At 35.2% G+C, this 26,831-nt stretch carries 21 protein-coding genes; 3 read left to right on the forward strand and 18 right to left on the reverse strand.

Annotated features, from left to right (window positions below; genetic code table 11):
- Positions 1-99: 99 nt before the first annotated feature.
- The 6 genes from U8526_RS10565 to U8526_RS10590 form a co-directional block, all read right to left on the reverse strand.
- A complete protein-coding gene (locus U8526_RS10565) occupies positions 100-1,899 on the reverse strand; it encodes an ABC transporter ATP-binding protein (RefSeq protein WP_442886237.1) in 1,800 nt (599 codons plus the stop codon).
- Positions 1,886-3,649, reverse strand: coding sequence for an ABC transporter ATP-binding protein (locus U8526_RS10570; RefSeq protein ID WP_334341927.1), 1,764 nt, complete (start codon positions 3,647-3,649; stop codon positions 1,886-1,888). The genes U8526_RS10565 and U8526_RS10570 overlap by 14 nt, the downstream gene beginning before the upstream one ends.
- Positions 3,650-3,820: 171 nt before the next feature.
- Positions 3,821-4,921, reverse strand: a complete 1,101-nt coding sequence (locus U8526_RS10575) for a lactate oxidase (protein ID WP_334341928.1) — start codon at positions 4,919-4,921, stop codon at positions 3,821-3,823.
- 107 nt (positions 4,922-5,028) lie between these two features.
- Complete coding sequence (locus tag U8526_RS10580; protein WP_334341929.1) at positions 5,029-6,192, reverse strand: cation:proton antiporter; 1,164 nt, start codon at positions 6,190-6,192, stop codon at positions 5,029-5,031.
- 816 nt (positions 6,193-7,008) lie between these two features.
- Positions 7,009-8,181 (reverse strand): MFS transporter, encoded by a 1,173-nt coding sequence (locus U8526_RS10585; RefSeq protein WP_334342025.1) that lies wholly within the window; start codon positions 8,179-8,181, stop codon positions 7,009-7,011.
- A 30-nt stretch (positions 8,182-8,211) separates the two neighbouring features.
- On the reverse strand, positions 8,212-8,736 hold the full coding sequence (locus U8526_RS10590) for a PadR family transcriptional regulator (RefSeq protein ID WP_334341930.1): 525 nt from the start codon (positions 8,734-8,736) through the stop codon (positions 8,212-8,214).
- A 154-nt stretch (positions 8,737-8,890) separates the two neighbouring features.
- Here U8526_RS10590 and U8526_RS10595 point away from each other — a divergent pair, with 154 nt between their 5' ends.
- Positions 8,891-9,565: a dihydrofolate reductase family protein gene (locus tag U8526_RS10595; protein WP_334341931.1), complete on the forward strand. Its 675-nt coding sequence runs from the start codon at positions 8,891-8,893 to the stop codon at positions 9,563-9,565.
- A 116-nt stretch (positions 9,566-9,681) separates the two neighbouring features.
- Here the strand turns inward: U8526_RS10595 and U8526_RS10600 are convergent, their stop codons facing one another.
- Genes U8526_RS10600 through U8526_RS10620 form a run of 5 tightly spaced genes read right to left on the reverse strand, consistent with a single transcriptional unit; the run spans position 9,682 to position 17,362 of the window.
- Positions 9,682-11,205: a glycoside hydrolase family 3 C-terminal domain-containing protein gene (locus U8526_RS10600; protein ID WP_334341932.1), complete on the reverse strand. Its 1,524-nt coding sequence runs from the start codon at positions 11,203-11,205 to the stop codon at positions 9,682-9,684.
- Positions 11,184-11,945 (reverse strand): glycoside hydrolase family 3 N-terminal domain-containing protein, encoded by a 762-nt coding sequence (locus U8526_RS10605; protein WP_334341933.1) that lies wholly within the window; start codon positions 11,943-11,945, stop codon positions 11,184-11,186. Before U8526_RS10605 ends, U8526_RS10600 begins: the two co-directional genes overlap by 22 nt.
- Positions 11,946-11,950: 5 nt before the next feature.
- Positions 11,951-13,249 (reverse strand): glycoside hydrolase family 125 protein, encoded by a 1,299-nt coding sequence (locus tag U8526_RS10610; RefSeq protein WP_334341934.1) that lies wholly within the window; start codon positions 13,247-13,249, stop codon positions 11,951-11,953.
- 55 nt (positions 13,250-13,304) lie between these two features.
- The gene (locus tag U8526_RS10615) at positions 13,305-15,917 is read right to left on the reverse strand and encodes a glycoside hydrolase family 38 C-terminal domain-containing protein (RefSeq protein WP_334341935.1); all 2,613 of its coding nucleotides are present in this window, start codon (positions 15,915-15,917) and stop codon (positions 13,305-13,307) included.
- Between the two features lie 26 nt (positions 15,918-15,943).
- Positions 15,944-17,362: a PTS sugar transporter subunit IIC gene (locus U8526_RS10620; protein WP_334341936.1), complete on the reverse strand. Its 1,419-nt coding sequence runs from the start codon at positions 17,360-17,362 to the stop codon at positions 15,944-15,946.
- Positions 17,363-17,551: 189 nt separating this feature from the next.
- Between U8526_RS10620 and U8526_RS10625 the strand changes: the two genes are divergently transcribed.
- A complete protein-coding gene (locus tag U8526_RS10625; RefSeq protein ID WP_334341937.1) occupies positions 17,552-18,271 on the forward strand; it encodes a GntR family transcriptional regulator in 720 nt (239 codons plus the stop codon).
- Between the two features lie 147 nt (positions 18,272-18,418).
- On the opposite strand, the gene U8526_RS10630 is transcribed toward U8526_RS10625, so the two are convergent.
- Genes U8526_RS10630 through U8526_RS10640 form a run of 3 tightly spaced genes read right to left on the reverse strand, consistent with a single transcriptional unit; the run spans position 18,419 to position 20,418 of the window.
- The gene (locus U8526_RS10630) at positions 18,419-19,369 is read right to left on the reverse strand and encodes a zinc-binding alcohol dehydrogenase family protein (protein ID WP_334341938.1); all 951 of its coding nucleotides are present in this window, start codon (positions 19,367-19,369) and stop codon (positions 18,419-18,421) included.
- A 28-nt stretch (positions 19,370-19,397) separates the two neighbouring features.
- Entirely contained in the window at positions 19,398-19,724 is a 327-nt protein-coding gene (locus tag U8526_RS10635) for an AzlD domain-containing protein (protein ID WP_334341939.1), read from the reverse strand.
- A complete protein-coding gene (locus tag U8526_RS10640) occupies positions 19,711-20,418 on the reverse strand; it encodes an AzlC family ABC transporter permease (protein ID WP_334341940.1) in 708 nt (235 codons plus the stop codon). The genes U8526_RS10635 and U8526_RS10640 overlap by 14 nt, the downstream gene beginning before the upstream one ends.
- A gap of 169 nt (positions 20,419-20,587) precedes the next feature.
- Between U8526_RS10640 and U8526_RS10645 the strand changes: the two genes are divergently transcribed.
- Positions 20,588-21,631 carry an alcohol dehydrogenase catalytic domain-containing protein gene (locus U8526_RS10645; protein ID WP_334341941.1) on the forward strand — a complete coding sequence of 348 codons (1,044 nt, stop codon included), beginning with the start codon at positions 20,588-20,590 and terminating at the stop codon, positions 21,629-21,631.
- 59 nt (positions 21,632-21,690) lie between these two features.
- Here U8526_RS10645 and U8526_RS10650 read toward each other — a convergent pair whose 3' ends face one another.
- The 4 genes from U8526_RS10650 to U8526_RS10665 all read right to left on the reverse strand — a co-directional run bounded on the left by U8526_RS10650 (position 21,691) and on the right by U8526_RS10665 (position 26,738).
- Positions 21,691-23,787 carry an LTA synthase family protein gene (locus U8526_RS10650; RefSeq protein ID WP_334341942.1) on the reverse strand — a complete coding sequence of 699 codons (2,097 nt, stop codon included), beginning with the start codon at positions 23,785-23,787 and terminating at the stop codon, positions 21,691-21,693.
- Positions 23,788-23,876: 89 nt separating this feature from the next.
- Entirely contained in the window at positions 23,877-24,356 is a 480-nt protein-coding gene (locus U8526_RS10655) for a MerR family transcriptional regulator (protein WP_334341943.1), read from the reverse strand.
- 90 nt (positions 24,357-24,446) lie between these two features.
- On the reverse strand, positions 24,447-25,007 hold the full coding sequence (locus tag U8526_RS10660) for a sugar O-acetyltransferase (RefSeq protein WP_334341944.1): 561 nt from the start codon (positions 25,005-25,007) through the stop codon (positions 24,447-24,449).
- A 69-nt stretch (positions 25,008-25,076) separates the two neighbouring features.
- Positions 25,077-26,738 carry a DUF6056 family protein gene (locus tag U8526_RS10665; RefSeq protein ID WP_334341945.1) on the reverse strand — a complete coding sequence of 554 codons (1,662 nt, stop codon included), beginning with the start codon at positions 26,736-26,738 and terminating at the stop codon, positions 25,077-25,079.
- Positions 26,739-26,831 lie beyond the last annotated feature (93 nt).

Below are 26,831 nucleotides of genomic sequence, written 5' to 3' on the forward strand. Positions count from 1 at the left end.
ACCTTTTTGTAAAATTTTCTAACGATGATAATTATTATCCAGTATCACCGATATGTTAAATACTTATTTTAAATACCAAACTATACCTTTTTGTTATGGTTAATTATTTTCAACTGATTGTAAAGCATACAATTCAGCGTACTTGCCACCTAAGGCAATCAATTCTTCATGCGTACCACGTTCAACGATTCTACCTGCACTCAAAACTAAGATCTGATCGGCATCTTGAACAGTTGATAATCGGTGAGCAATAGAAATCGTTGTTCGATCATCACGCATTTTTTTCAAACTCTTGGTAATACTTTGTTCCGTTTGTGGATCAATATTAGCCGTGGCTTCATCCAAAATCAAAACTTTCGGATTTCTAACAATTGTTCTGGCAAATGAGATCAATTGACGTTGTCCAGTTGAGAAACTGCCACCACGTTCAGTTACTGGAGCATGATACTTCTCTGGTAATTTCTCAATAAACTCATCTGCATCAACAAATTTAGCCGCTTGTTCGACTTGTTCATCAGTAATTTTGTCATCAAACATACGAATATTTTTGGCAATATCACCGTAGAACAAGTATGGTTCCTGAATTACTAAGCCTAATTGACGACGCAATTCCTGAGTCGAATAGTCACGAATATCATGATCATCAATCAAAATCTGACCTTCACCAAACTCATAAAAACGTAACATGATATTGATGATCGAACTCTTACCACTTCCGGTATGCCCAACAAAGGCAATATTTTCCCCCGGTTCCACTACAAAGGAAATATCCTTCAAAATAGGTTCGTCAGGATTGTAACCAAAAGTAACGTGACGGAATTCAATTTTACCGTCAATAATCTTGGCACCACTGTCTTCATTTTGTTTAGGAGCATAAGAGTCATTATTGAACATCCGCATAATCCGGTAACCCGCTACTAGGCCATCCTGGAAGAAGGACATGTAGTTCATTACGTTAGACAACGGATTAAAGAAATTCTGTTGGTAAGACAAGAAGGCGTAGATGACACCAGCCGCTACCAAACTGTTCATACTCTGCACCCCAAATCCTAATAAGGCTACTAATTCGGCTAAGGTAAACATCAAGTTGATCATTGGATTCAGCAAGAAAGAGTTGACATTGATCATCTGAGAACGCATCTGATAATAAGCGTTATTCTTATTTTCAAATTCCGCCGTCTTACGTCCCTGTTGTCCAAATTGTTGAATAACACTGATACCCATCAATGATTCGTTCAACTTCGTATTGATCTGACTCAAATATTCACGTAAACGTTGATAAATCTTGGAACTGATATGTTGGTAAACCCAAACGACCAAATACAAGAGAACCACGAATAACGCTGTAAAAATAGCCAACGGTACACTAACTGAAGCCATAGCGATAAATGATGACATCATCGAGAATAAGGCAATGATGATCATCAAAAAGAGTGTCCAAAAGTTATATAGCGTTTTGGTATCATTCGTTACTCGTGACACGATTGAACCAGCAGGAGTAACATCAAAATATTTCAATCCCAAAGTATGTAGCTTGTGGAAAAGTTGACTTCTGATTTTCTCCAAAGTTCGTTCAGCACCCATTGAGAAGAAGAAATTCTGAATGAATTGAACAATGGCTTGGATAATAGTTCCAATCGCATAGAGAATGGCAAAACCAATAATCAGCTGTACACCGGTATTTTGGTTGGTCAAATAATGATCCATGTAGTATTGCAACATTCTGGGCAACATGATATTGATGACACTCAAAACGATAGCAAAACCGATTGCCACACCAAATTGCATCTTGAATTCCCAAGCAAACTTAAACAACCACTTTAAAATCTTATTTCGATCTTTATGCGACAGTGATTGAACAGTTTTTAAAATATTTTCTTGTTCATTATTTTTCATCATTCAACCTCCCCTCTAACTCGGCTGTTTTTTCTTGCAAGTGGAAGGTATCGTAATACCAGCCCTTTTGATCCAACAACTCCTGATGAGTTCCCTTTTCAATAATTGTTCCGTGATCCATAACCAAAATCTGATCAGCATTTTCAACTGAACTCAAACGACTAGCGGCGATGATTGTTGTCGAATTCTTACGATTATGGGCAATTCTTTGTTCAATATTACGTTCAGTCTTAAAATCGACGGCTGACAAAGAATCATCCAAAATCAGCAATTTAGGATCACTCAAAATAGCTCTGGCAATTGCCAAACGTTGTTTCTGTCCACCAGATAAAGAAACTCCTAATTCACCAACTTCGGTATCATAACCTTCGGGCATTTTTTCAATATCAGCATCCAAATCAGCAATCTGACTGGCATTCTCAACTTGCGCCTGATTTGCCTCAATATTGGCAAAACGAACGTTGTCTCGAATGTCAGTTGAGAATAGGAAGTTCGTCTGTGGTACATAACCGATAGTTCTTAAATAATTGTCGATATCGTACTTTCTGATATCATTTTCACCCATCTTGATTGAACCATCATAATGGTCAAAGTCGCGCATCAATAGACTGATGATTGTCGATTTACCACCACCAGTTGGACCCACGATACCTAGAGTCTGGCCTTCTTTTAATTCAAAATGAACATCATGCAAGGCAGTGGCACTGTCATCGTCTGGATAATGGAAAGAATGCACATTAAAATCTAAATTACAATCCGTGATTGTTTCAATCGCATGCTTAGGGCGAATCAAAGAAGACTTTTCTCCTAGTAAATCGCTGATACGATCGTAACTAGCTGAGCCACGTTCCAAAACATTAAACAAACTACCAACAGCGTACATTGGCCAAGTTAGTTGTGTCATATATGTGATGAACGAAACTAATTGTCCAATGGTGATTTGTTTATTCAAAACAGCTAAACCACCAAAGATAATCGTAATTACGTAAGAAATACCCATGATTAATGTCGTCAAAGGATCAAATAAGGCATCCAAACGATATGAACGACGATTGGCCTTGATATTGTCATCAACATAATTGTTGAAATCAGCTTCGTCTTCACGCTCTTGACCGAGTGCCTTTAAAACTTTGATACCAACAATACTCTCTTGAGTTTTGTTGTTGATACTCGAAAATTCTGCTTGAGACTTAGAAAAAGCGTCATGAACTTTGCCGCCCAAGATATTAGCCATGATTCCTAGAAGAATCAGTGGTAAAACGGCCAGAATCGTCAATTTCCAACCAATAAATAATCCCATGGCCAAAATCGTTGAAGTTCCGGTAATTATAGAGTCTGCCAAAGTCAAAATACCTGGTCCTGCAACATCACGTACCGCATCAATATCATTGGTAGCGTGAGCCATCAAGTCACCAGTCCGCCATTTCTTATAAAAAGTCGCATCCATCTTCATAAATTGACGATAGAGACGACTTCTTAAATCCCTCTCTAAGACAAAAGAACTACCAAATATCATCTTTCGCCATAAAAACCTCAAAAGATACTGTGCAATCGCTGTTCCTAAAAAGATCAACATGCTTACCCATAGGAAACTAGCTGTGACGTTACGTTTACTTACCGCATCGACCACGTTTCCAATGATCTTAGGAGGAATCACGTTTACAATTGCGACAATGATTAACGCTATAACCCCAATTAAATACTGTTTCCATTGGTTTTTAAAAAACCATTTAAGTCGAGAAAAAATCCCCATGTACCTCACCTACAATCCAAAAAAATACATTATTAATACTCTACACCCTCAAGTTAACTTTAACGCAACTCAAAAGCACTTTATTACTATTTTTTTAATTTGATTATAAAAAAATAGCGGTATTCTCATAATTAAATAAGAATACCGCTATTTTGAATTAATTAAAACCCTCTACCAAAGCAATTCAGTGTTTTTAACATCATTGATTGTCTTAGTACCGGCTAATTGCATTGTGATTGATAGTTCCATGTTCAAGTGTTCGATAACATCAGTTACACCTTGAGCACCACCAAGATTCAATCCATAAATGATTGGACGGCCAATGGCAACTAAGTCAGCACCACTAGCTAGAGCCTTGAAGACATGTTCACCACGGCGTACACCACTATCGAAGATAACTGGTACACGTTTGTCAACAACATCAGCAATATCTGGTAAAACTTCAAATGAAGCTGGACCACCATCTAGTTGACGGCCACCATGGTTAGATACCCAAATACCATCGGCACCAAAACTGATAGCCAATTCAGCATCGTCAGGTGATTGGATACCCTTAACGATAACTGGTAGACCTGACATATTCTTGATCTTTTGAATATCTGAAGGAACGATTCCTTGTTTAGCTGAAGCATAAATTTCAGAAATTCCCTTACCTTCACCGTCACCAGCTGAATAACCAGCCAAGTTAGGCATTGGAAGTGGGAATTGGAACTTATTAGCAACATCAGCTTCACGGTAACCACCTAAAGTTGAATCAACTGTTAAGACAATAGCCTTAGCACCAGCGGCAACAGCCTTCTTGATCAAAAATTCGTTAAACTTATCATCTTTACTCATATATAATTGGAAAAATTGTGGAGCATCTGGGGCAGCAGCGGCTGCATCTTCAACAGAAGTACTTGCATAAGTACTGATTGAGAAAATAGAACCAGCAGCGGCAACACCCTTAGCAGTGTCAGTTTCACCCTTAGCATGTGCTAATCCTTGGGCAGCAGATGGTGCTTGAATAATAGGAGTCTTTAAATCAATATCCCATATTTTTGTACTTAAATCTGCGTGATCGATACCTTGAAGTACACGTGGTGCAATACTTACATCATTAAAGGATTCAGTGTTTCTTTCCTTAGTCCATTCATCTTCTGAACCACCACTGATATAACCAAAAGCACCCTTTTCGTTACTCATATGATCCTTTACACGAGCTTCTAGACCCGCAATATTTAGTATATCGATATGATTTTCAGCAGTACTTGCTTCATACTTGTTTTTCATTAAAAATCCCATCCTTTTACTTGTATTTATTCAACACGATCAGTTTAACCTAACTTAATTTAAAATGCTGAGATTTGTTCCGGAAATATCAATTTTATTTTAAAACGTTATTCCGCAGTGTCATTTGAGCTAATAATTTTATTGAAAACAACTGGACAGACTAGACAAGTAATAATGGCCGCCAAAGTGATTGCTCCTGATTGAGCGGTGGTGATCATCTTCAAATTGCGACCAACTTGTAAAATTGGCAAAACTAAAGTAATCGTTGTCGAAGTCACAATTGCAGCAGCACTGGCATAGCGTTTGCCAAAACGTTTCCGAAAGACGAAGTAAACAATCGCTTTTGATACGATAAAGGCCACTAAAAAGATTGGAATCAACAACAACGCCTGCTTATTAGTGAATAGAGTTCTTAGGTTCAGATTTACCCCTGTGGTAATAAAGAATACTGGAATGAAGAATCCATACCCCATCGAACTCAATTTCTCTTCTGTATCAGGCTTTGGTTTCAATAATTTCATAACCGCACCAGCCAAGAAGGCACCTAAAATATTCTCAGCACCAATCTGTTCGGCAAAAGCTACTAGAGTAAAGATCAAAAAGAATGCCAAACGAATATCCAATTGTGTTGTCGACTTATCAATTTTTTCAAAGAAAAAGTAAATTCGATTGAAACGACGCAATAGAATAATGGCAATGAAAAAGATAACTGGCAAACCGAGTACTGAAATATAATGTTGTTGCTTAACAGCTGAATATATTGTCAAAGCTACTAACGGGATAAATTCACCAAACGCTGACGTTAGTAAAATCGTCTGCCCATAATCTGTATTCAACAGATCTGCTTCTTTTAGAAGTGAAATGATCACACCCAAAGCAATTGTACTGAACAGGATAACTGCCAGGATGAATTCACTAAAGATTCCTGTGACATATAAGATGCCACTTAGAATCATCGACATAATAAAAATCGACATGAATCCAGCAAAAGAATTGCCTAATGGTGAATAAATTGATTTATCCTTTTTAGGTTCCAACAGCGAAAAATCAATCTCCATTCCACCTAAAAAGATCAACATGATCACACCTAAATTAGCAATATATTGAACACTGACATCTGGGTGAACAATATTAAGACCAGTTTTACCAATAATGATTCCCATAATAATTTCTGAAATAGCCGTAGGCATTCGCTGCAAGTGAAATCTTGCCGTAATAAGTGGCGTGATCAAGGCAGCAAACAATACGATCAATAAAGCAAATTTTCCCATAATACCATCCTCAGAGAGCAAACCTAAATTGGCCTGCAAAACTCGTTTATAATTCCTACTTAAATTTGATTATAGTTTAAATTTCCCGTCCTCCACAAAAATTGGGAATGCTGTTGGAACGCATTCCCAATTTTTGCTCCGGACTAAAGAGCGCTTCTATTGTTTATACGTTTTTAAATATTAGATAGTAAGACAACAAATTACGATCATTTCATTAATATGTATTTTAACCAAGCTTCTTTTAAGAATCGATAAAACGCCAAGTTAAATTTCACATCTGAAACAACCGGGCTTATTGCTCCGGGCTAATGTTCTGTTCTATTGCTTATACACCTTAAAATGCTTGATAGTACAGAACTTAATATAAAGTTAAACAATTCCACATATATAAGCTAACGGGTATTATTTTTCCCTTAGAATAGAGTCCCTTACATGGAATTAAGTACTATCCAAATACTGCAACTTCGGTAAATATTAATACAGTCGGTAGTAGAAAATCTGTGGGCCCTCAGTAGCGAAATTCTACTTAACTTGCGAAGCAAGGTTAGTAGAAGACCAGACTTGGAGATTCATGATTTTGTACGAAGTGCAAAACTATTATCCAACTGTGTCCGCTACGTTCCAGCGGCCCACAGATTTTCTACTACCGACGGCATCCTACTACCACCTCGGTTGATATCAATTACAACCAAATTTAAGCAAAAATCTTATTTATAAAAAATTATCCCAAAACAGAAAACTAATTAACAACAAAAACAATAATAATTTATCCATAAAAAGTCAAAAAAAGCGCATCCAAAAAGGATACGCTAATCACTATTCAACTTCAGTATTTAATTTTTCAGGTTCACCAATAACAAAATGATCAATCACCGCAATGATCAAGAATACCAAGGCGACTAAACATACACCGGTCCAACCGATTCGACTCCAAGCCCAAGTTGCGGCCAAAGTTCCTATTGAACCGCCTAAAAAGTAACTGAACATAAAGATTGAATTGTTACGACTACTTTGTTCACGATTCAAAGATTGCACGATGGCTTGATTAGATACTTGACTGAATTGTGTTCCTAGATCAAGCAAGACGATACCCACTATCAAACCAATCATCCAGAATCCGATCAACCAAAATACTACGAATCCTAGACCTGACAAAACCATGCTTAAACCAATCGTCAATTTAGGCGACTTTTGATCAACTAAGTTACCGACCCAAGGTGCTACCAAAATTCCGGCAACTCCTAATAGTCCTAATAATCCGGCGATGCTACTGCCTAAATGGTATTGATCTGCTAAATAAAAAGCTAATGTTGACCACAATACGTTTGACATTCCAAACATGCAAAATCCATTAATAGCTGAACCACGTAACTCTTTTTGCTTAATGAAGAGTTTAGGCAAAGTTTTGATTACAGCAAAATATTTTAAATCTTGATGACCACGTTTATCATGAGGCATAAATAGATGGACTACCAACAAGAATACTACGTCGACACCTGCAGCAATCAAATAAATATATTGCCACGGCATGATACTGCCCAATAGACCACTGAACGAACGCGATAATAAAATACCTGTTAACAATCCACTCAGCACAATTCCTAATACTTTTCCTCGTTGGAGAACTGGAGCCAAATAGCCAGCATAAGGAATAATAATTTGTGGTGCTACTGAGGTAATCCCTATTAAAGCTGTTGCCACAGCAAAGACGGCCGCATTCGGTGCCCAAAAAGCTAATAATAACGAAACAATCGACAAGACCATCATAACTTGAATCAAATGGTAACGATCAAAAATATCTCCCAATGGAACAATTAACAACAATCCAAAGGCATAACCCAATTGTGTGATCATGGCCAGCATCCCGACAACCGATTTAGAAATATTAAAGTCAGTCGCAATCAAATTTTCAATTGGTTGAATAAAATTCAAGTTGGCAACAATGACACCCGTTACCACCGCCATCAAAAGGATGGTCTTTTTTGACATAGTTTCTGTCTCTTCCAAACTAAAATCCCCCTACTTTACAAATTCGTTCAAAGATGAATCCACCCATTGTAAAGCAGCTTCCATCTGGACTTTTTTCAATGAAATCACCCATTCAGCATTCTTCAAATCAGGTGCTGAGATAGGTATTTTTTTAATATCAATTACTTGCCGGCGTAAATCTTCTTGACTTGCTAACAAGTAATCTTTGTATTCTTGCAAAATTTTTTGTCGTAAATCTGGTTTTATTTGATGAAAATTACGGAATTTAATACTGTATGTGAATTCCAAATTGGGATTCAATGGTACTTCTTGCATCATCAACTCTTGAAAACGAGTTCGACCACGATCAGTAATCGTCGCTATCTTTTTAGAACGTTTATCAGTTTGGTCATCCAATGTAATATATCCGGCTTCATGTAGCCTTTTAAATAATGGATAAATCATCCCAAAACTAATCTTACGTTGACGACCAACAATCTGCTGGAGAATCTGACGCATCAAATAACCGCTCATCGACTCGTCCATCAGTTGTCCTAAGACAAATAAGTCATACATCGTTTCATCCCCTTATATATCAGACTGATATAAATCAACTTTTCTAATATATATCAGTCTGATACTTAAAGTCAAATTAAAATTTATACTTGACCTCAAGTTGACTTTAAGTAATAGAGTTAATTTATCAAGTTAATTATTAAGGAGATCAAAGATGAACAAACCATATATTATCTGTCACATGATGACATCCATTGATGGTCGTATTGATTGCGATATGACTGCTCAACTTCAAGGAACGCAGGAATACTACGAGACTCTTAAAACTATTGAGGCTCCTACAACCTTAAGTGGCCGCGTTACTGCTCAATTGGAATTAGCTCAAACTGGAAAATTCCAATCCAAAACTAATGAGTCACTTAATAAAGAAGCTTTTGCAAAAAATAATGACTCTGCTGGTTATAAAGTAATTACCGATACTAAGGGAACCTTACTCTGGGACGAAGACCACAATTACAGCAAACCACATATCGTTATTACCAGTGAACAAGTAACAAAGGATTACTTAGACTATCTCGATTCCAAGCAAATCTCTTGGATTGCAACGGGAAAAGATCACATTGATTTATCCAGAGCTGTTGAAATTTTAGCTGAACAATTTAATGTTGAAAGAATGGCCATCGTCGGTGGCGGTCACATTGACGGATCATTCTTAGATGCCGGTTTAACTGATGAAATCAGTCTATTAATTGGACCCGGAGTCGACGGACGTGAAGGAATGCCTGCTGTCTTTGATGGTCGTCCTAAAGACCGCAAACCGATGCCTTTGAAATTACAGAGTGCTAGAACGTATGAAGATGGTGCCATTTGGTTACGTTATCTTGTCTAGAGAATAAATCAGAGTTATTTACCATTTTCAAAAAAATAAAAAAGAAGCGAATAATCTAATTGATATTCGTTTCTTTTTTATCTCGGTAAAAATTTCAATTCAACATTAAATCAACTTTATAACGTTATTGATTTACTTAATCCCTTTATTGATAATTCAACCCTCCTAGGTTTGTCCCATTTCATACTTTTATTCATATACAGCAACCTGTCATCTTTTATTTCAAATCCAATGTTTTTAGTTTGACCGGGTTCTAAGAGGATTTTCTTATAACTCATTAGTCGTCTGCGCTGTGGAAGCACATCCGTTCCAAAGAAACTTGAAAACAATAAAACTGTTTCTTTAGCACTAACACTAGAAGTATTTTTTATATCCACAGATACAAGAACTCTATTATTTTTGTAGCTTACCTCTAAGTTCTTATAGTCAAAGGAACCATAACTAAGTCCATATCCGAATTCAAAAAGAGGGCATCCCGTTTCATCAAAATAATTTTCATTTTTCAAAACTCGTCTTTGATAATAATAAACCGGTAGCTGTTCTGTATTTCTAGGATAACTGATTGGTAATTTTCCACTTGGATTTATTTTCCCGAATAGAATATCTGATATTGCTCTTGGCCCCTTCTGTCCAGGATACCATGCTATTAATACGGCATCGGCCAATCGCATTACTTCCGTTATATCGTAAGGTCTACCTTGAATCATGACCACAATAATTGGCTTCCTAGTTTTCTTTAGTGCTCTCAATAAGTCAATTTGATTACCACCGAGACTAAGACTTGCAACATCTACATTTTCTCCAGTATCGGTATTTTTTAGAATACTTTCTTCACTCACAGCTCCATTATTTAAAAAATTCATATTAAAGTTTCTCATGGATGAGCCGCCCATTGTTAAAACAACGGCATCAGCCTTATTAGACACTTCTACTGCATCATTAATTAATTTATCATCCTCAGTAATTTCTCTAATATTGCTTCCCTTGGCATACATAATGTTTGAAGTATAATTTTTCAAGGAATCTATTAACGAATCATACTGATTTTCTAATTGAGGGGCAGTGTAATCACCTAACCAATGATAGATATTTTTTACATGGGGACCTATCACAGCGAGGCTGCTTCCTTTCTTAAGAGGTAAGATTGTATTCTTAACTAAAGTCATACTTTCAGATGAAATCTTTAAGTTCAAGTCATTACTTTTATGTATTACTTCTTCCATGTTTGTATCATTTTCATCAATATATGGATCATCAAAGAGTCCTAACAAAAACTTTATTGAAAGTACACGTTTTACCGAATTATTAAGTTTCAACAGCAATTGAGGATATTGTTCTATTGCATCTGATATGTGCATATAAACATCATCCCAAAGGCTCAAATCAACTCCTGCATTTAGTGCTGCGAATACCGAATCACTATAATTGCCATAAAGATCCATCAGTCTGTCCAAAGCAGTACCATCTGCCATAACTATTCCTTGAAATTCATTTTTTTTACGCAATAAATCATTTAACAGATAACGATTTGCATGACAAGGTACACCATCAATATCATTATATGCAGCCATCACTCCGGCGGCTTTTTTTAGACTAGAAATAAGAGGACCGTAAACTTCTAAAAACTCTCTTTTTCCCATCGGAACCGTTCCAGAATTGTGCCCCCCAATGCTTCACCTTGTCCAATAAGATGTTTAATCACAACACCAACGTGCTTACGGCTATCTTGTGACACTTTATTATCTAAAAAGTCAGAATCACCAATGAGATCACCTTGAAAACCATCAATTATCGCTTTTGTATAAGTCTCTGTTAAATATGGACTTTCTCCAAAGGTTTCTTCTGATCTTCCCCATCTAGGATCTTTCAATAAATCTAAAGAGCTTACAAGTGCTAAATTTCCACCTTTAAGTCTAAGTTCTTCGGCTTGCAGTTTAGCCGACTTTTTTATAAGTTCAGGGTTGAACGTATTTCCCTTACCAATATTAGTCGGATATGTAACCGAATCTAACGCTTGATGTCCATGAGGCATTTCTTCAACAATTAAAGTTGGTATTCCTAAACGTGATTTATTAATAACATACGATTGAATCATATTCGATAAATGAGCACTTTCATTAGCACGAATTCCGTTATCATAGTCTTTTTTAGACCATGGATCGGCTCTAAATAGACCATAAAGAGCACCTAAGCCCTGACCCCAATCGACATGTTCTTTAAACTTATCAGTTAGTTTGATACCTGACGAATTTTTATAATATGACTGCCATCCATAAAGATGTTGGTTAACTTGACCTATCTTTTCTTGTATGGTCATTCTAGAGACTAAATCATTGACCCGTTCTCTAATAGTTAATTCTTTATCTTGATAAGGAAACAAAGGTATTACCTCCTTACGTCTTGGTTAATGAGATCTAATGCCAACTGGCAATATGTCATATTTGACCAAGAGAACCACTCTCTTGTGTATTTACTCTGATCATTCATATCAATACTCTCATGACATTGTGATGTATCATTATCTGTTTCTGAAATAATATCTAATTGATGTGATTTCTTATTTAAATCATTCGAAGTTAACCCTTCCATAGCGATACTGATCGGCCAAATATAATTAACCGGAGTATGATTACTTCCAATTCCTTGCAATACTGTTCCCGAATAATAGTAAGGATTTCTCGAACTCAAAACGAATTCACGCGTATTCATATACAATGGTTCTTCCTTTGAACAGTACCTAATAAACGGAAGTGACAAAAGACTCGGTACATTTGCGTCATCCATTAATTTATAATTTCCTAACCCATCAACTTCATAAGCATATCCCAAATGATTATTCGGCAGTTTTACAATTGCATAATGTTTAATCCCTGATTTGACATCATTCAATAATGTTAATATTTCATTCTTTAAAGCTTCAAATCCTTTGGGAATTTTATCCAATAATGGTGTTAAAACGGAAACAACAAACATATTGGAAGGAATGTGATAACCGTAGACACAAGCATTATCACTTGGTCTAAATCCATCCCAAATCATGCCGGTATATCCAACCGGTGTTCCTTTTCCATCATTTGATAAAGTATCATTTGAAGGACAATCTTTACGTCTAAAATAATAAGACGAAGTATTATGATGTTGTTCTGTTTTAAATACATCTATAATCATCGAAAGTGTATTCCAAAATTGTTCATCAAAAATATCGGTTTTTCCTGTTGTCTCGTACAAATTGTTCGCTAAAAATAACGGAGCACATAATGAATCAATTTCAAATTTTCTTTCCCAAACATGATCAGAAATAGAAATATTAGAATCATCATCACTCCAATGGGCCCCAGATGAAGTTTGATTAAACGCATTTGCGTAAGGATCCAGTCTTACGAATCGTAGTTCTCTCTTCAGTACCCCTGTTAATAAGTAATATAAATCTGGTATCTCATCAAGTAATGACACATATGGAAGTACTTGAAATGTAGCGTCCCTTAACCACATAGCTGGAATATCACCAGTTTTCACAAAATATGATCCATCATTTTCGTATTTTGTTGCCTTTATCAGAACATCAGTTAATAAGTTTCTAAATAATTTTGTATTTCTAATATTATTTAATTCATGATTATTCGAATATTTATTAAGATCGTCTATTACTGACTTAAGCACATTACCTTTTACTATTTCCCTCATAATTATTCTCCATAACTAACTAAAACACCCTACATAAATAGAGTGTTTTAGTTTTTTATTTAATTGGGTATATTCCAAAAGTTCTTATTTCACCTGGATTAAATGATGCTAATTCATATTCTTTAATGTTATCGACACCATTTTCAATTACTTGATTATTGAGATTCAAAATCTTAACGTTACTGCTAAGATTCAATCTTATACTTCCAGGATTTTTAATCTTTTCTTTAGACGGATTATAAAGTCTCACAACTAGGCCTGTTCCATCTGGTGTCGATGTAAACGTACTTTTTACTAAATCATCTGCCTTTATATTGACTAATGGCTTATGAATTAGTGGTTCAATATTTTTATTGATTCCAAAATATTGAACGCGCATCGTAAATTTATCTATATCCTGATTTTGATAAAATAAATCATCAACGCTTAACAAATTATGCGCTCTTTGTAATTTAGAAGGATCAAACTTCTTGCTAATAAGGATACCACCTTCGAATACCATGTCTCCTTGAAGTTGGCTATCAGGAGTTGGAACATATTTAGTTTGTAATCCTGATGCATCACTTGGTCTTCTCAGTAAATCAGGTCTACCCAAAAATCCAACTCCTCTAAACAGTGTTACAGCGAGACTATTAAATGAATCACCGACTACTTGAAAGTCTTTTTCACCTAGTCCAATAAACGAAACACTTGATTCACTATTATGGATGTTAGCAAAGTGAAGAAATGGCCTTATTGAAGTTGGCTCTTCATGATAGCCAATCTCTTTCCAATCTTTCAAATGTGGATCAATCACTGGACGACTAATCACTCCAAACGGTGTATCTGCATAGCTATTCTTGGCATTTATACCGGTATTAATTACCAATCTTAGTCTATGGTCTAAAACATTATTGGATAATTTCAATGTAACCCCAATTACTGGATTGTTTTTCTCCAGAGTAAGTTGCAAATTATATTCTAATTTTTTACTCTTTTCTTTTTTACCTCTTTCCTCTAAGTCTACTGGTAATAACCAATTTCCCTTGATAGAAAGTGAACTATATAATTTTCCTTCAATCCCTTTAATTTCAGAATCATTAAAGTTTAATGATAATATCCAATCTCTGTATGCAGGTGAATAGTCATATGTGTCACCTTCATCTCCACCATCTTCAACAGTAAGAAAATCATGATAAATTTTTCCACTATCTTTATCCACTAGAGTAAGACCGGAATGATTCATCGAAATTTGATAATGATCATTCTCAATTTCATGGGATCCTTTAGACTCAACGTTTTTACTATCAATATTTTCTTTTACTAAAATACCAGTCCAATCAGTGGACTGAATAGTTAACGCTACAGCAACTGTCGTCTTGTAATAATAATCAGGTACCATTTCTTCTTTATCATGACGTAATATTGCCTTGTCAATCTTATCTTGTTTAATAACTTGATATTCGACTTCGTTTCCCTCTTCATCAATAAGTTCAAATTTAGGACTCTTAGTAATTACGTATGTTTTATAAATCTTAGTGATGGGCGAAACGGTTGGATTCCAGAAGAATAAATCCATTTTATTAGTAACATTACTACTCAACTTACGAAGAAGATAACCCTTCAACGAAAGACCTAACTGCAAAGCAATTTCTCCTCTATGATGAATATCACGATTTGTCTCATCACTGTTACAACCACCAGAAGAATCATGTGCTTGACCTCTAAAAATGGTCTTCCAAATTTGTGAAATTACGCCAGGCTTGGTCATAATTCCATGAAATTGTGCCATAGCCATCAATGGCTCTACTTCAAATGTCATTAATCTTTCCAGTCTATCGTACAACATCTTAAGATCAGCTCTAGATGAATAGATTCCTCTGTGTATCTTAGAAGTACTAGGATCTACAAACTCACCAGAATAAGTAGGTAACCCCTTTTCTTTACTGAGTTCTTTAAAATACTCAGGATACGTTCCTTCTACTAATTCAAAGTCGCTTTGTGAAGTATTAACTTCTTTTATTTTTTGCTTTAAATTGAAATCAACTGGTCTTTGGTCACCACCTACGGGAAGCACCAAGTTATTGACATCAGTGTTTGTACTAATCTTATGTAATAGATCAGGATAATTTGAAGACTCCATTAAATCAACGCCTACTGGATACCCATTTCTCAGGTTAGCAACTAAAACTCTTGAGTTGTCATCACTTGTCCAATAGAAGTATCGGGCCGATTTCTCTTTAGGCATACCTCTCCAGAAAACAGCATTCTTAATGCCAAATCCATTATAAATTTTCGGTATATCATGATTTTGTCCAAATGAATCGGGTAAATAACCAATTGGAATACTTCTTCCCAATTCAGATGAAAGCTTAATTCCTTGTTGCAGATTACGAACCATTGATTCTCCAGATGTAACCATCTCATCAACTTGAGTGTACCAAGGGCCTACAAACAGACGACCAGCTTTTATAAATTTTCTTAACTCTGAGGCATTCTCTGGCACACTTTCCAAATAATCATCGATAATAGACATCTGTCCGTCTAATAGATAGTAATCAATAACATTATTCTTCAAAGCTCGAAGCACTTCGTCCATATGATATATAAATTGGATTCGAGCATCTTGTCTGGTGAAATACCATTCGAAGTCCCAATGAGTATGAGCAATAACGAATACTTTTTTCATTGTTGAGTCTTCTTTCTTAGTATTATTTAAGCTGTTTCAGGACCAACGTTAGGTTCTTCTTCAGTTTGTGATTCAGTTTCATTCTTGAAAACCGATTTATCGGATTCATCATTCTTTTGTTCATTCTGTTTTGCGATGGCTGCACGTTCGCTACGTTGATTCAAAATTACAAATGGAGCGTATAAGAAGGTATCCAAAATAACTAATACAAGTGTCAATACTACCGGACTTGTATGGAACGCACCTGTTAACCAAGTACTAAAGAATATCGGCTCACTACCTGAGTTCAATACTACTAGTGGTACAACCCATCCAATCTTAGTAACGATATAACCAATAACGGCATTGATAAGTGGTACAAAAATCCATGGTAAGAACATAATAGGATTCAAAACAATTGGTAAACCAAAGATGATTGGTTCATTAATACCGAAACATCCAGGGATAAATCCTAGTTTTGCAACTTCACGTTCCTTCTCACCTTTACGAGTAAAAATGAGCATAGCAATTAACAAACCAAATGTAGCACCAGAACCACCAATCATAGCGTAAACATTTGTCATTGTATTAGGAGCAATTCCAATACCTGCGAAGCTTTGAGTTCTTGCATATTGTGCACAGTTTTGTAAATAAATTGGCAACCAGAATGCTGAAACAACACCCCAAACGATATTGAATCCATGTAATCCTAGGAACCATAGAATTTGTTCCATCAAAATTACTACGATAATTGCTGGTAAACCAGTACCAACAGATAATAATGGTTTGACTAAAACTTCTGTAATAATTTCAATGATTGAAGTGTAGCCTAAATTCTGAATAATAATACGAATGATACCAAAAATCATTAATGCACCAGTAATGGGTACAAGAGATGCGAATGAATCGAAAATGTTCTGCGGTACGCTGTCAGGCATCTTGATCTTAAATTTAGTTCTACCAAAGCGAGCATAAATCCAAACGGCAATCATACCTACAACTAAAGCCGTAAACATTCCTTGATAATCAAAAAAGTTAGTAGAGAATCCTTGGATAACTTTTGCCTTAGGATCTGCAAAATTGACATTGTTTGGAACCATTACGAAATAGGCGGCTAAAGCCAAAATAACAGCAAGAAATATATTAACTTCTTTATATTTTTTCTTTAACTCTCTTGCATAAGAATATGAAGAACATAAGACAACAATAACCCCGATAATGCCCAATGTTGCCGCATTTAAGTAACCAAACAGATTACTTATATCTGTTAAAATTTCACTATGGATATGTTGAGTTTTAATTAATTGATCAAGTTGCATCTTAATAACATTGGAGAAAGAACCGACAATTGTGAACGGAATAGTCATGATGAAGGCATTCTTAATAGCTTGAAGAATGCTGTTACCTTGAACCCATACTGAAGCTTTTAATATAGGTTCTTGAACTTTTTTAACATCGAACTTCATTATATATTCAACCCCTTAATTTATTTGGAAGCGCTTTCCACAACCCCAATTATATCTCGATTTGTATTGATGTAAAGAACTTTCACCAAATTTGTATAGATGAATTTAAAATACTTTGTATGAATTTGTATACAAATTATTAATAAGTGATATAATTAGCCCTAACAAAGGCAATTGAGGTGAAAAGATTTGTATAGATATAAGGAAGTATATTCAGATATAAAAAAAGACATTTTACGAAATCATTATCGTTCGGGAACATTAATGCCTACTCAAGATGAACTTGCAAAAAAATATAATATTAGTCGTATAACTTTGAGAAAATCCTTGGATTTACTAATTGATGAGGGCTTAATACATACCCATCAAGGCAGTGGTACATATGTCCGTCCACAGTTGGAAGAAAATTCATCTGAATTACTCCCTTTGGATCTTCCCATTGGTGCGACCTACTCTCACCGTGATCAAAAAATAACCAGTAAAATATTATTTTTTGGTGCAAGATTACCTAATGAAGTCGAACAAAAAAATTTAAAAATAAAAGCTAATGAACCTGTATATGAAATTAAGCGTGTCCGATTACGTGATGATAAAATTTATAGTTATGAACATACAATCATGCCCACTAGAATTGCACCACTAGATGAATCCATTTTAAAGGGATCCATTTATGGATATCTTGGTGGCACTATGAAAATATTTATGACAGATGCTAGACGGGTTATCTACGCTGAATCTGCGACTAAGGAAAGTGCTCAAGCTCTTGAGGTTGACGAAGGTGCTTCTCTATTAGTTATTGAACAGATTGCATACGATCAAAAAGGTGAAGCTTTTGAATATTCCAAATCCAGATTTGATGAAAATCATTCAAAATTTGTAATAGATGTACATAGAAATGAATTTTGGTAAATAAAAATATTACTTTTACAAAAAAAGTGTTCATATCGACTATGACTGAAAAATCTTCAATCTAGGTCAATACGAACACTTTTAATTTATCGTCTTTTGAAAAAGAAAACGATATATCAAATTACATTTTCAATTTCCATATCACATTTAGTTAACAACAACGACTTTACCCAAGTTATGTCCGCTCTCCAAATACTCATGAGCTTCCCTAACCTGATCCAATCTATAAACCTTAGTTGGTGAAACTTCAACATGATACTGTTTAATATAATCCAACATTTCATTAAGTTTTTGACTATTAACTTCACCTGATGACAAAGATGTTAGTAAGGCACCTTCGTGAATATCACTAATTGGATCAAAGCCGTCCATATACCATTGACCGCCTAACTCACCGGTATTGCAGACAATGCCGTATGGTAAAACATGGTTGAAGGTATCCTTCAAAGTGGCTGGGCCGACCAATTCCAAAACCTTGCTAAACTTTTCAGTAGTCTGTAACTTTCCATCTTTATCTTCAATCACTGCATCATAGCCGGCATCCAAAAGTACATCTTGTTTCTTAAGACTTCTAACTGAACCGGTAACCTGCATATCTGGATATTTGGCTTTGATCAATCGCAAAGCTGAAATACCAACGCCACTAGCACCTGATCGAATCAAGATAGTATCTTCTGGCTTTAATTGTAGATGTTTTAAAGAACCAAAAGCTGTGTAAAAGGTTTCAGGAACAGCTGCTAAATCTGACCAATCCAAATCTGTCTGAACCGGATAAATTTGTTCATTAGGCAATAAAACATATTCAGCATATGATCCGTCAAAAGCACGTCCCATTTCACCCATAATCGAGATAACCTTTTGGCCAACTGCTAACTCATCTGAAGTACTGTCGGCAACTACACCAACACACTCAATACCTAAGATACGTGGGAATTTAACACTAGGTGATAGGCCTTTACGAGTAAAGATTTCAGAATGATTGATACCAAAACCCTTAACCTGAACTAATGACCATCCCGGCTTTACTTGCGGAGTTGGTACATCTTCATAACTTAAAACTTCTGGCCCACCGGCCTTTCTGACGACAATTGCTTTCATAGCATTACCTCCTGCCTTGATAACACTATTATATTGCTAAACGGACTAATGCTAGGGAGATAATGCCTGCAACTACGATCAATAATAATTTTTTAGTTAATACAGCTGTCAAAACAGTCGGTATTGAGGCAATCAAATTAGCGTAATCAATTTGTGGCAAGTGACCGATATTTTGATGGAAAAGATTCTCAAACCATAAAGCAGCCATGATCGTGATTGGTACGAAGCCGAGAAACTCAACTACCTTAGCCGGCAAATTAAATTTTTTCAATAAAACAAATGGTAGAACTCTGGATAGCCAAGTCGCTAATCCACAGGCGATTAAAGTCCAAAGGACAAATTTAGTTGATGGCATGTTTCAAAATCACTCCTAACGCACAGCCAATTAAAGTTACGATCAAAATCAATAAATCACTGGAAATAAAAATTAATCCGAAATAGACCAGCGGCAACATGACAGCCACAACGATCAATTGAACTTTTAAGGAAATCGACTTATCACTGATCAGTTGCAAATACAATAAACCGATGAACATCGCTACCAAGGCAAAATCCAGGCCTAATTTTTGTGGATCACTAATGACTTTGCCTAACATCGCCCCAACCATCGTTGAAGCTGCCCAAACTAAGTAGGCTAATAAATTAACCGTATTAAACCACTTAAACGAAAGTTTACCATCGGTATAGTTAAGCTTGTTCATACTTAAGGCAAAACTCTCATCAGTAATCAAACTACCTATAATAATATTTTCGAATAAAGAATTCTTTTTAAAAAAATTAGCTGTTGTCATACTCATCAGAATCATTCGTGAATTAACTAAAAAAACTGACAAAACAATTGAAACAATTGGCGTTCCAATTGCCAACAGACTAACTAGAATGAACTGGGCCGAACCCGCATATACGATCAATGACATCAAAGTTGCCATTAAGACACTCATCCCCGCAGATGCCGCTACGATACCAAAAGAAATTCCAATTCCGATATAACCAAAAACTGTCGGTAAAGTATCTTTTATGGCACTTTCAACACTTAAACTGTCATCCATTATTGGTTTCCCCCTTTTTACATAAAATATTATAATAATTTTAATTTACTTATATGTCAATTAGACATAAATTTCAATCTATGTTAATAACACAAATAAAGTTTCATTTAACATTAAAACGTTTTTTGAAAACGCTATAATTGAGTTATCAAATTGAGGAGGATTTTTTATGAAAAAAGCAATTTTTAAAAAAGTTGGACAAATGGATGTTGAAGATGTCGACATTCCTAAAATTGAACAGCCCGACGACGTTATCATCAAGGTAATCCGTGCTTGCGTTTGTGGTTCTGACCTATGGGCTTATCGTGGCCTAGAAGACAAAGCTGAAAATTCTGAAAACTCTGGACACGAGTCGATCGGTATCGTTCAAGCCGTCGGTTCTGATATTACGACTGTCAAAACTGGAGATTTCGTAATCGCACCATTTACACATGGTTGTGGACATTGTCCTGCTTGTTTAGCCGGTTTCGACGGCGATTGTCAATCACATACTGACAACTTCAGTAATGGCAACCAAGCTGAATATGTCAGATTCCAACATGGTCAATGGGCTCTAGTTAAAATTCCCGGTAAGCCTAGTGATTACAGTGAAGGTATGCTCAAATCACTTTTGACCTTAGCTGATGTTATGGCTACTGGTTATCATGCCGCTACTGTTGCTAATATCAAACATGGCGATACCGTTGTTGTCATGGGCGATGGTGCTGTTGGACTTTGTGGAATCATCTCCGCCAAATTACTTGGTGCTAAGAAAATAATTTCAACTAGTCGTCATCCTGATCGTCAAGCTTTAGCTGCAAAATTTGGTGCAACTGACAACGTCGCTGAACGTGGTGATGAGGGTGTTAAAAAGATTTTAGCGTTAACGAACGGCTTTGGCGCTGACGCAGTTTTGGAATGTGTTGGTACTGAATTGTCGACCGAAACCGCTTTGAAAGTTGGACGTCCTGGTTCTGTCGTTGGTCGTGTTGGCTTGCCACATACTGGAAAGATGGATATTTCTACTTCATTTGGAAATAACATTATTATCGCCGGTGGTCCTGCTTCCGTTACTACTTACGACAAGAGTCGTTTACTAAAAGCAGTTCTCGATGGCGAAATCAATCCTGGACTAGTCTTCACTAAGAGTTTCGATCTCGATCATATCAACGACGCTTATCAAGAAATGACTGATAGAAAAGTTATCAAATCTTACGTTGTTGTTAGTGATTAATCTTATCCATATAAAAAGCAACTATACTTCCTTTTTGGGAAATATAGTTGCTTTTTGATTTAATCGGTACTTTCTGGTGCATCAGTCTTATACATTGAAACCGTCGACTTATTATTATTCTGTGAATACATACTTGTCGACGAGTTCCCCAATGTATTATTTATTTTATCCAGCTGCTCTACTTGATTTTCATAATCGTAATCTGTAGGATCAACTGGCTTAAATCCTATCGGAGTGTAAAATCTCAAAAGATTCTTTTGATTGATAGTATCCGATATATCCAGCAAATGCCGTTCTTGCTCATACTTTTTAGCAATTTTCTTATACAAATCAGATGTCGGATCGATATCCAACAATTCTCCTGTCTTATTATCATAAATATTGTATGAACCATCGGACTTTTTAGTAACTGTATATTTTTTATTAATCATGCCATTATTTCTAAAAATAACGTTACCATCATGCTGTTTAGATAATAAATCAGTCCCCAGTTGAATATAATTTTTAGTATTAACTCCTAGTAAGTGTAAAAGCGTTGGCAAGACGTCAATTTCACCACCATATTCATTATCAACACGCCCTGCGATTCCTTTCATATGAATCATAAATGGAACCCTCTGTAATTGAATATTATCAAAGTTATCCCATTCATTTGGATCTTTATCTAACAATGGTGCCAAAGTTTCATTTTTATCATCCGAAATACCATAGTGATCACCGTACAAAATAACAATTGAACGATCATACAGACCACTTTCTTTTAAGTAATCGAAAAATTCACGTAACGACGCATCCAGATAATGTGCGGTCAAAAAATAATTATTGATAACATTGTCGCTTGTTTCCGGTTTAACAAAACCATCATTATCTTCATCTGGTAGGTCAAATGGATAATGATTGGTTACCGTAATGTATTTCACATAAAACGGCTGTTGCAACTTTTCTAAATATTTCACGCTCTCTTTAAGCATCAACTTATCTTTCAAACCGAAACCAACGTTGGAATCTTCTGTTTGTTTAAAATACCCTTGATCAAAAAAGTAGTTGTAACCTAAGCTCTTGTAAGTTTTAGTCCTCGTGTAAAAACTACCGACATTACCATGAAAAACAGCACTCGTATAGCCTTCTTTTTGTTTCAAGATGGCTGGAGCACTCTGAAAAGTGTTTGTTGGCCCCAATTTGTTAAATAATGATCCCGTTGGCAATCCAAACAAACCTGACTCAAGCATATTTTCCGCATCACTGGTTTTTCCCTGACCTACTTCATGGAAAAAGTTGGAAAAACTGACAGTATTCTTGTCGGAATATAAACTATTTAGAAATGGTGTTACCTCTTGATCATTAACTTTCATATTGATCAGAAATTGTTGAAAACTTTCCAAATGAATAATAATGACATTCTTCTTACGTGCAATTCCATAATATTTCTTATTCGGCTTTGCATACACTTGGGCAGCTTCTTGTAGTGGCGAATCGATATCAATTGTCGTTACTTTATTCTTTTCGGCGTCCTCGTTAACCTTGCTGGCCGTGTTATAGGCCATGTAAAAATTCAATCCGAGGTACTTAACAATATAGGTTTGATCAAAGGTCCTTCCTAATAATTGTGGACGATTCATCTCGGAAATCGTTAGGTTTAAGATAATCAAAAAAGCACTTAGACACGTCAAAGCCACTTTACTGACCAATCTAATTGGAGTTGATACCAAGTTATTTTTGACAAAGAATGGCAATCCTATAATTAAAATCAGATTCAATAAATAAATAGCATCATGAGGTGAAATTAATGTAACAATACTTTTACCCATCGCCCCGTTAAATTTTTGAGCACTCAACATCGTATTTATCGAAATGAAATCGGAAAATTCTCGATAATAAACGACATTTGCCACCAATAATAATATTTCTAAGGCAAACAATACCATCAATGAAATTGTAAATGATTTTTTGCGTACAAAAAAATTGGCCAGACTTAGAATCAATAACACAAATCCCAATGGATTGAACATTGAAATGATAAATTGTAAGGGACCTTCGATTCCCAATCGAAAATCTACATAATAAACCATCAATGTTTCTAACCAAAGTACTGCCGTCAAAGCCAAAATCAATTTTGTTCTTGTCAGTTTAATTAGTGAATTCCATTTTGCTTTCATTTATACAATTCCCCCGCTTACCCTGTAACTAAAGTATAAGCTAGGCAAAATAGAGTTTTCAACGTCATTTGTGAATTAATTAACTATTTTTAATTCAAATCAATCAAATCATGAATATTGTCAGTCTTCTCTAATTCAGCTTGATACTTTGCTTTCGTATCGGGAGCAACTAAATTCTGTCCAGGCACAAAATGAATTTTTTCCGTCCCAGCTTCAACCGAAGTCTTGTAATACCACTTCTTGAATCGTAGAAATGCTAACTTATCGTTCAAATCAGCAATCTTTTCTTCTAGATTAGTCTCCTCATTATCCAAATAGTCATAACGCTCACGTAACGTTGTATCACCTTCCATACATAAACGAATGAAATGTGCAATATCCTTTACTGGAACGCCACTCTTTTTCAAACAATCAATTACTTCTAGAAAATTCATATCTTGTTGCTTAAATTTACGACGTCCAGCTTCATCCCTTTTGACAAAAGGCAATAAGCCTTCTTTATCGTAAAAACGTATTGCAGATGAATTGATATTCATCTTCTTAGCCACATCACCAATTAAATATTCCATTTTTCGAATCCTCTTCTCAGTATGTCTCTACTTTTAATTTTACAACAAAAAAATATTCCATTACCTCTCGTTTGAGAAGCATGGAATATTTTATTCTTCATCTAATTTTTTAATAACTTTAGCAGGGACACCACCGACCAAACTGTTATCGGGAACATCCTTAGTAACGACAGCTCCGGCCGCAACGACTACATTATTGCCAATTGTTACCCCAGGAACAATGGAAACTTTACCACCGATCCAAACATCGTTACCAATTGTCACTGGATAACCTTTGCCCATATAATCACGTCTGCCTTGAGCTGTCATCGGATGATTGACTGTATAAATATCAACGTTTGGTCCAATCATGACGTTATTGCCGATATTGACTGGTGCTACATCTAGAATTGTTAAATTGTAGTTACTCAAAAAATCATTGCCAACGTGAATGTTTTTACCATAATCACAATTAAAGCGGCTTTGAACGGAAATATTTTTACCATATGAACCGAAGATTTCTTTTATCTTAGCCGTTTGTTTTTCGGCTTCTGTTGCTGGAATCTGATTAAATTCTTGGCATAACTTGGCTGCTCTAGCCTTACGATCCACAACATCTTGATCCAAAAAATAATACCAATCGCCATTATCTAATTTTTCAATTTCTTTCACTTTAACCACCTCATCAAGATACAAGATAGCACTTAAACATATGTTTAAGTCAAAATTTATTTGCTACTTTCAATTAAAAATATTAATCGAATGCTCTTCTACTTGTTTATCACTGTCGGTAACTATTATTTGGGCTTTTTTAACATCGCCATTAAATATAATTCTATCTAAATCGAGTGACACAAATTTATAACCTTGTATATTTAATTCATTTATCATTGGAACAGTATAGTCCTTCGTTTCTTTTTCATACTGAATTTTCAAGTCCACGTTACAATTCGAATCAACACTCTTTAAAAAAACAATTACTCCACTGCAATTAGAATCTACATTTTTAACAGATTTCACACCCTTAATTAATTTACCACCGGTTACATATTCAACATTATTTTTAAAATTATTTATATTTGTGTAGTCAAAAGGAACTTCAACTTCCCTGATGTCTCCCTCATATCCATAATACTTCCCATAATAAGGACTCAAATAAGTATCGTATGAATCATTCTTTGGTCGTAAAAGTTCACCTTTATACCAACTTGGAATAATCACAGACTTACTATAGTTTTCTTGAGCCTTTAAAACTCTACTAGTTCTGATATTAGATTCAGCTCGTGCTAGTCTAAATGAATTAATTTCTAAGCCATAGCTAACTATGAAAAGTCCCGTCATGACAGATAACATTACGACAAATAAAATCCTAGAAGTCTTAGAATTATTTGAACTTACAAGTTCACTAACTAAAAAACTTAGCGAAACCAAGAATAGTATAAAGCCCCCCTGCAAAGATCGAAGCATCATCATAGGAGAAAACATAAATGCGAAGTTGGCTATGATAGCTAATATAGAAAACGTTAAGCTCCAACCGATCAATTCTTTGGAGACACGTTTCTTCAAAAATAAAAATCCAATTAAACATACAAAAATAAGAAATAAAAAGCCATAATTACTAAACAATTTACTCGAATCACCAACTGTAAAAAAGTTATACACTCTTTGTCCAAGCGTTAATTGATTAAACTTTGAAGGCAGACTATCTAGTCTAACTCTATTTCCAGGGGACAATATCAAAATCGCAGAACCTAACAAATTCAGTCCTGAACTCGTTAACCAAATGTTAATTTTTTTATGAGTTCGAAAAGCATATACTGTCATTCCAACAGAGAATAAAAGAATAGTTGGCCCCATATTTTCATTGGACAATCCTGCAGCAAATGCTGCAATACCTAGAATAATATATTGATAACTTCTTACCTTATCTTGATGAAATAAAAAGAAGACCAAATTTAAATATATTAGTATCCAAACATTGGTAAACAAATAATTACTGGCCCCAACGGTCCAAAAAGTTGTTTGTCCTAAATTAGGATTACAGATCCAATAAGTAATAAAAATTAAATATAAATTGATTTTAGAAAATATATTTCTCCCCACTATTATACTTGGAAGAATTGATATCAAAATAATTAAAGCTACTAACGCAATAGTTTTTACACTACTAGCAATTGCTGGATATGGCAAAATAATCCGTGAGGTCATATCAGTTAGAAATCTTCCTGACCAATTTAGATAATGCTGAATTGATACTAGGAATATATTTCCATCTGTTTTCCCATACCAAAAATCATCTGAAATCATCGGCAAAATACTATTAGGTATATAAATTAATACGTAGAAAATAATAACTAAAATGGCAATCATAAATTTGCTTTGACTAAAATTTTTTTGTTTCATTAAAACTCCCCCCTCCATTAAAATAGTCACACAACATGTCATGTGGTGCAATTTTAATTAAAAAAAAAGCTATCTTTTCAGATAGCTCAACTT

This window comes from Companilactobacillus sp. HBUAS56275 (genome assembly GCF_036913655.1).
In the GTDB taxonomy this organism is placed as follows: Bacteria; Bacillota; Bacilli; order Lactobacillales; family Lactobacillaceae; genus Companilactobacillus; species Companilactobacillus pullicola.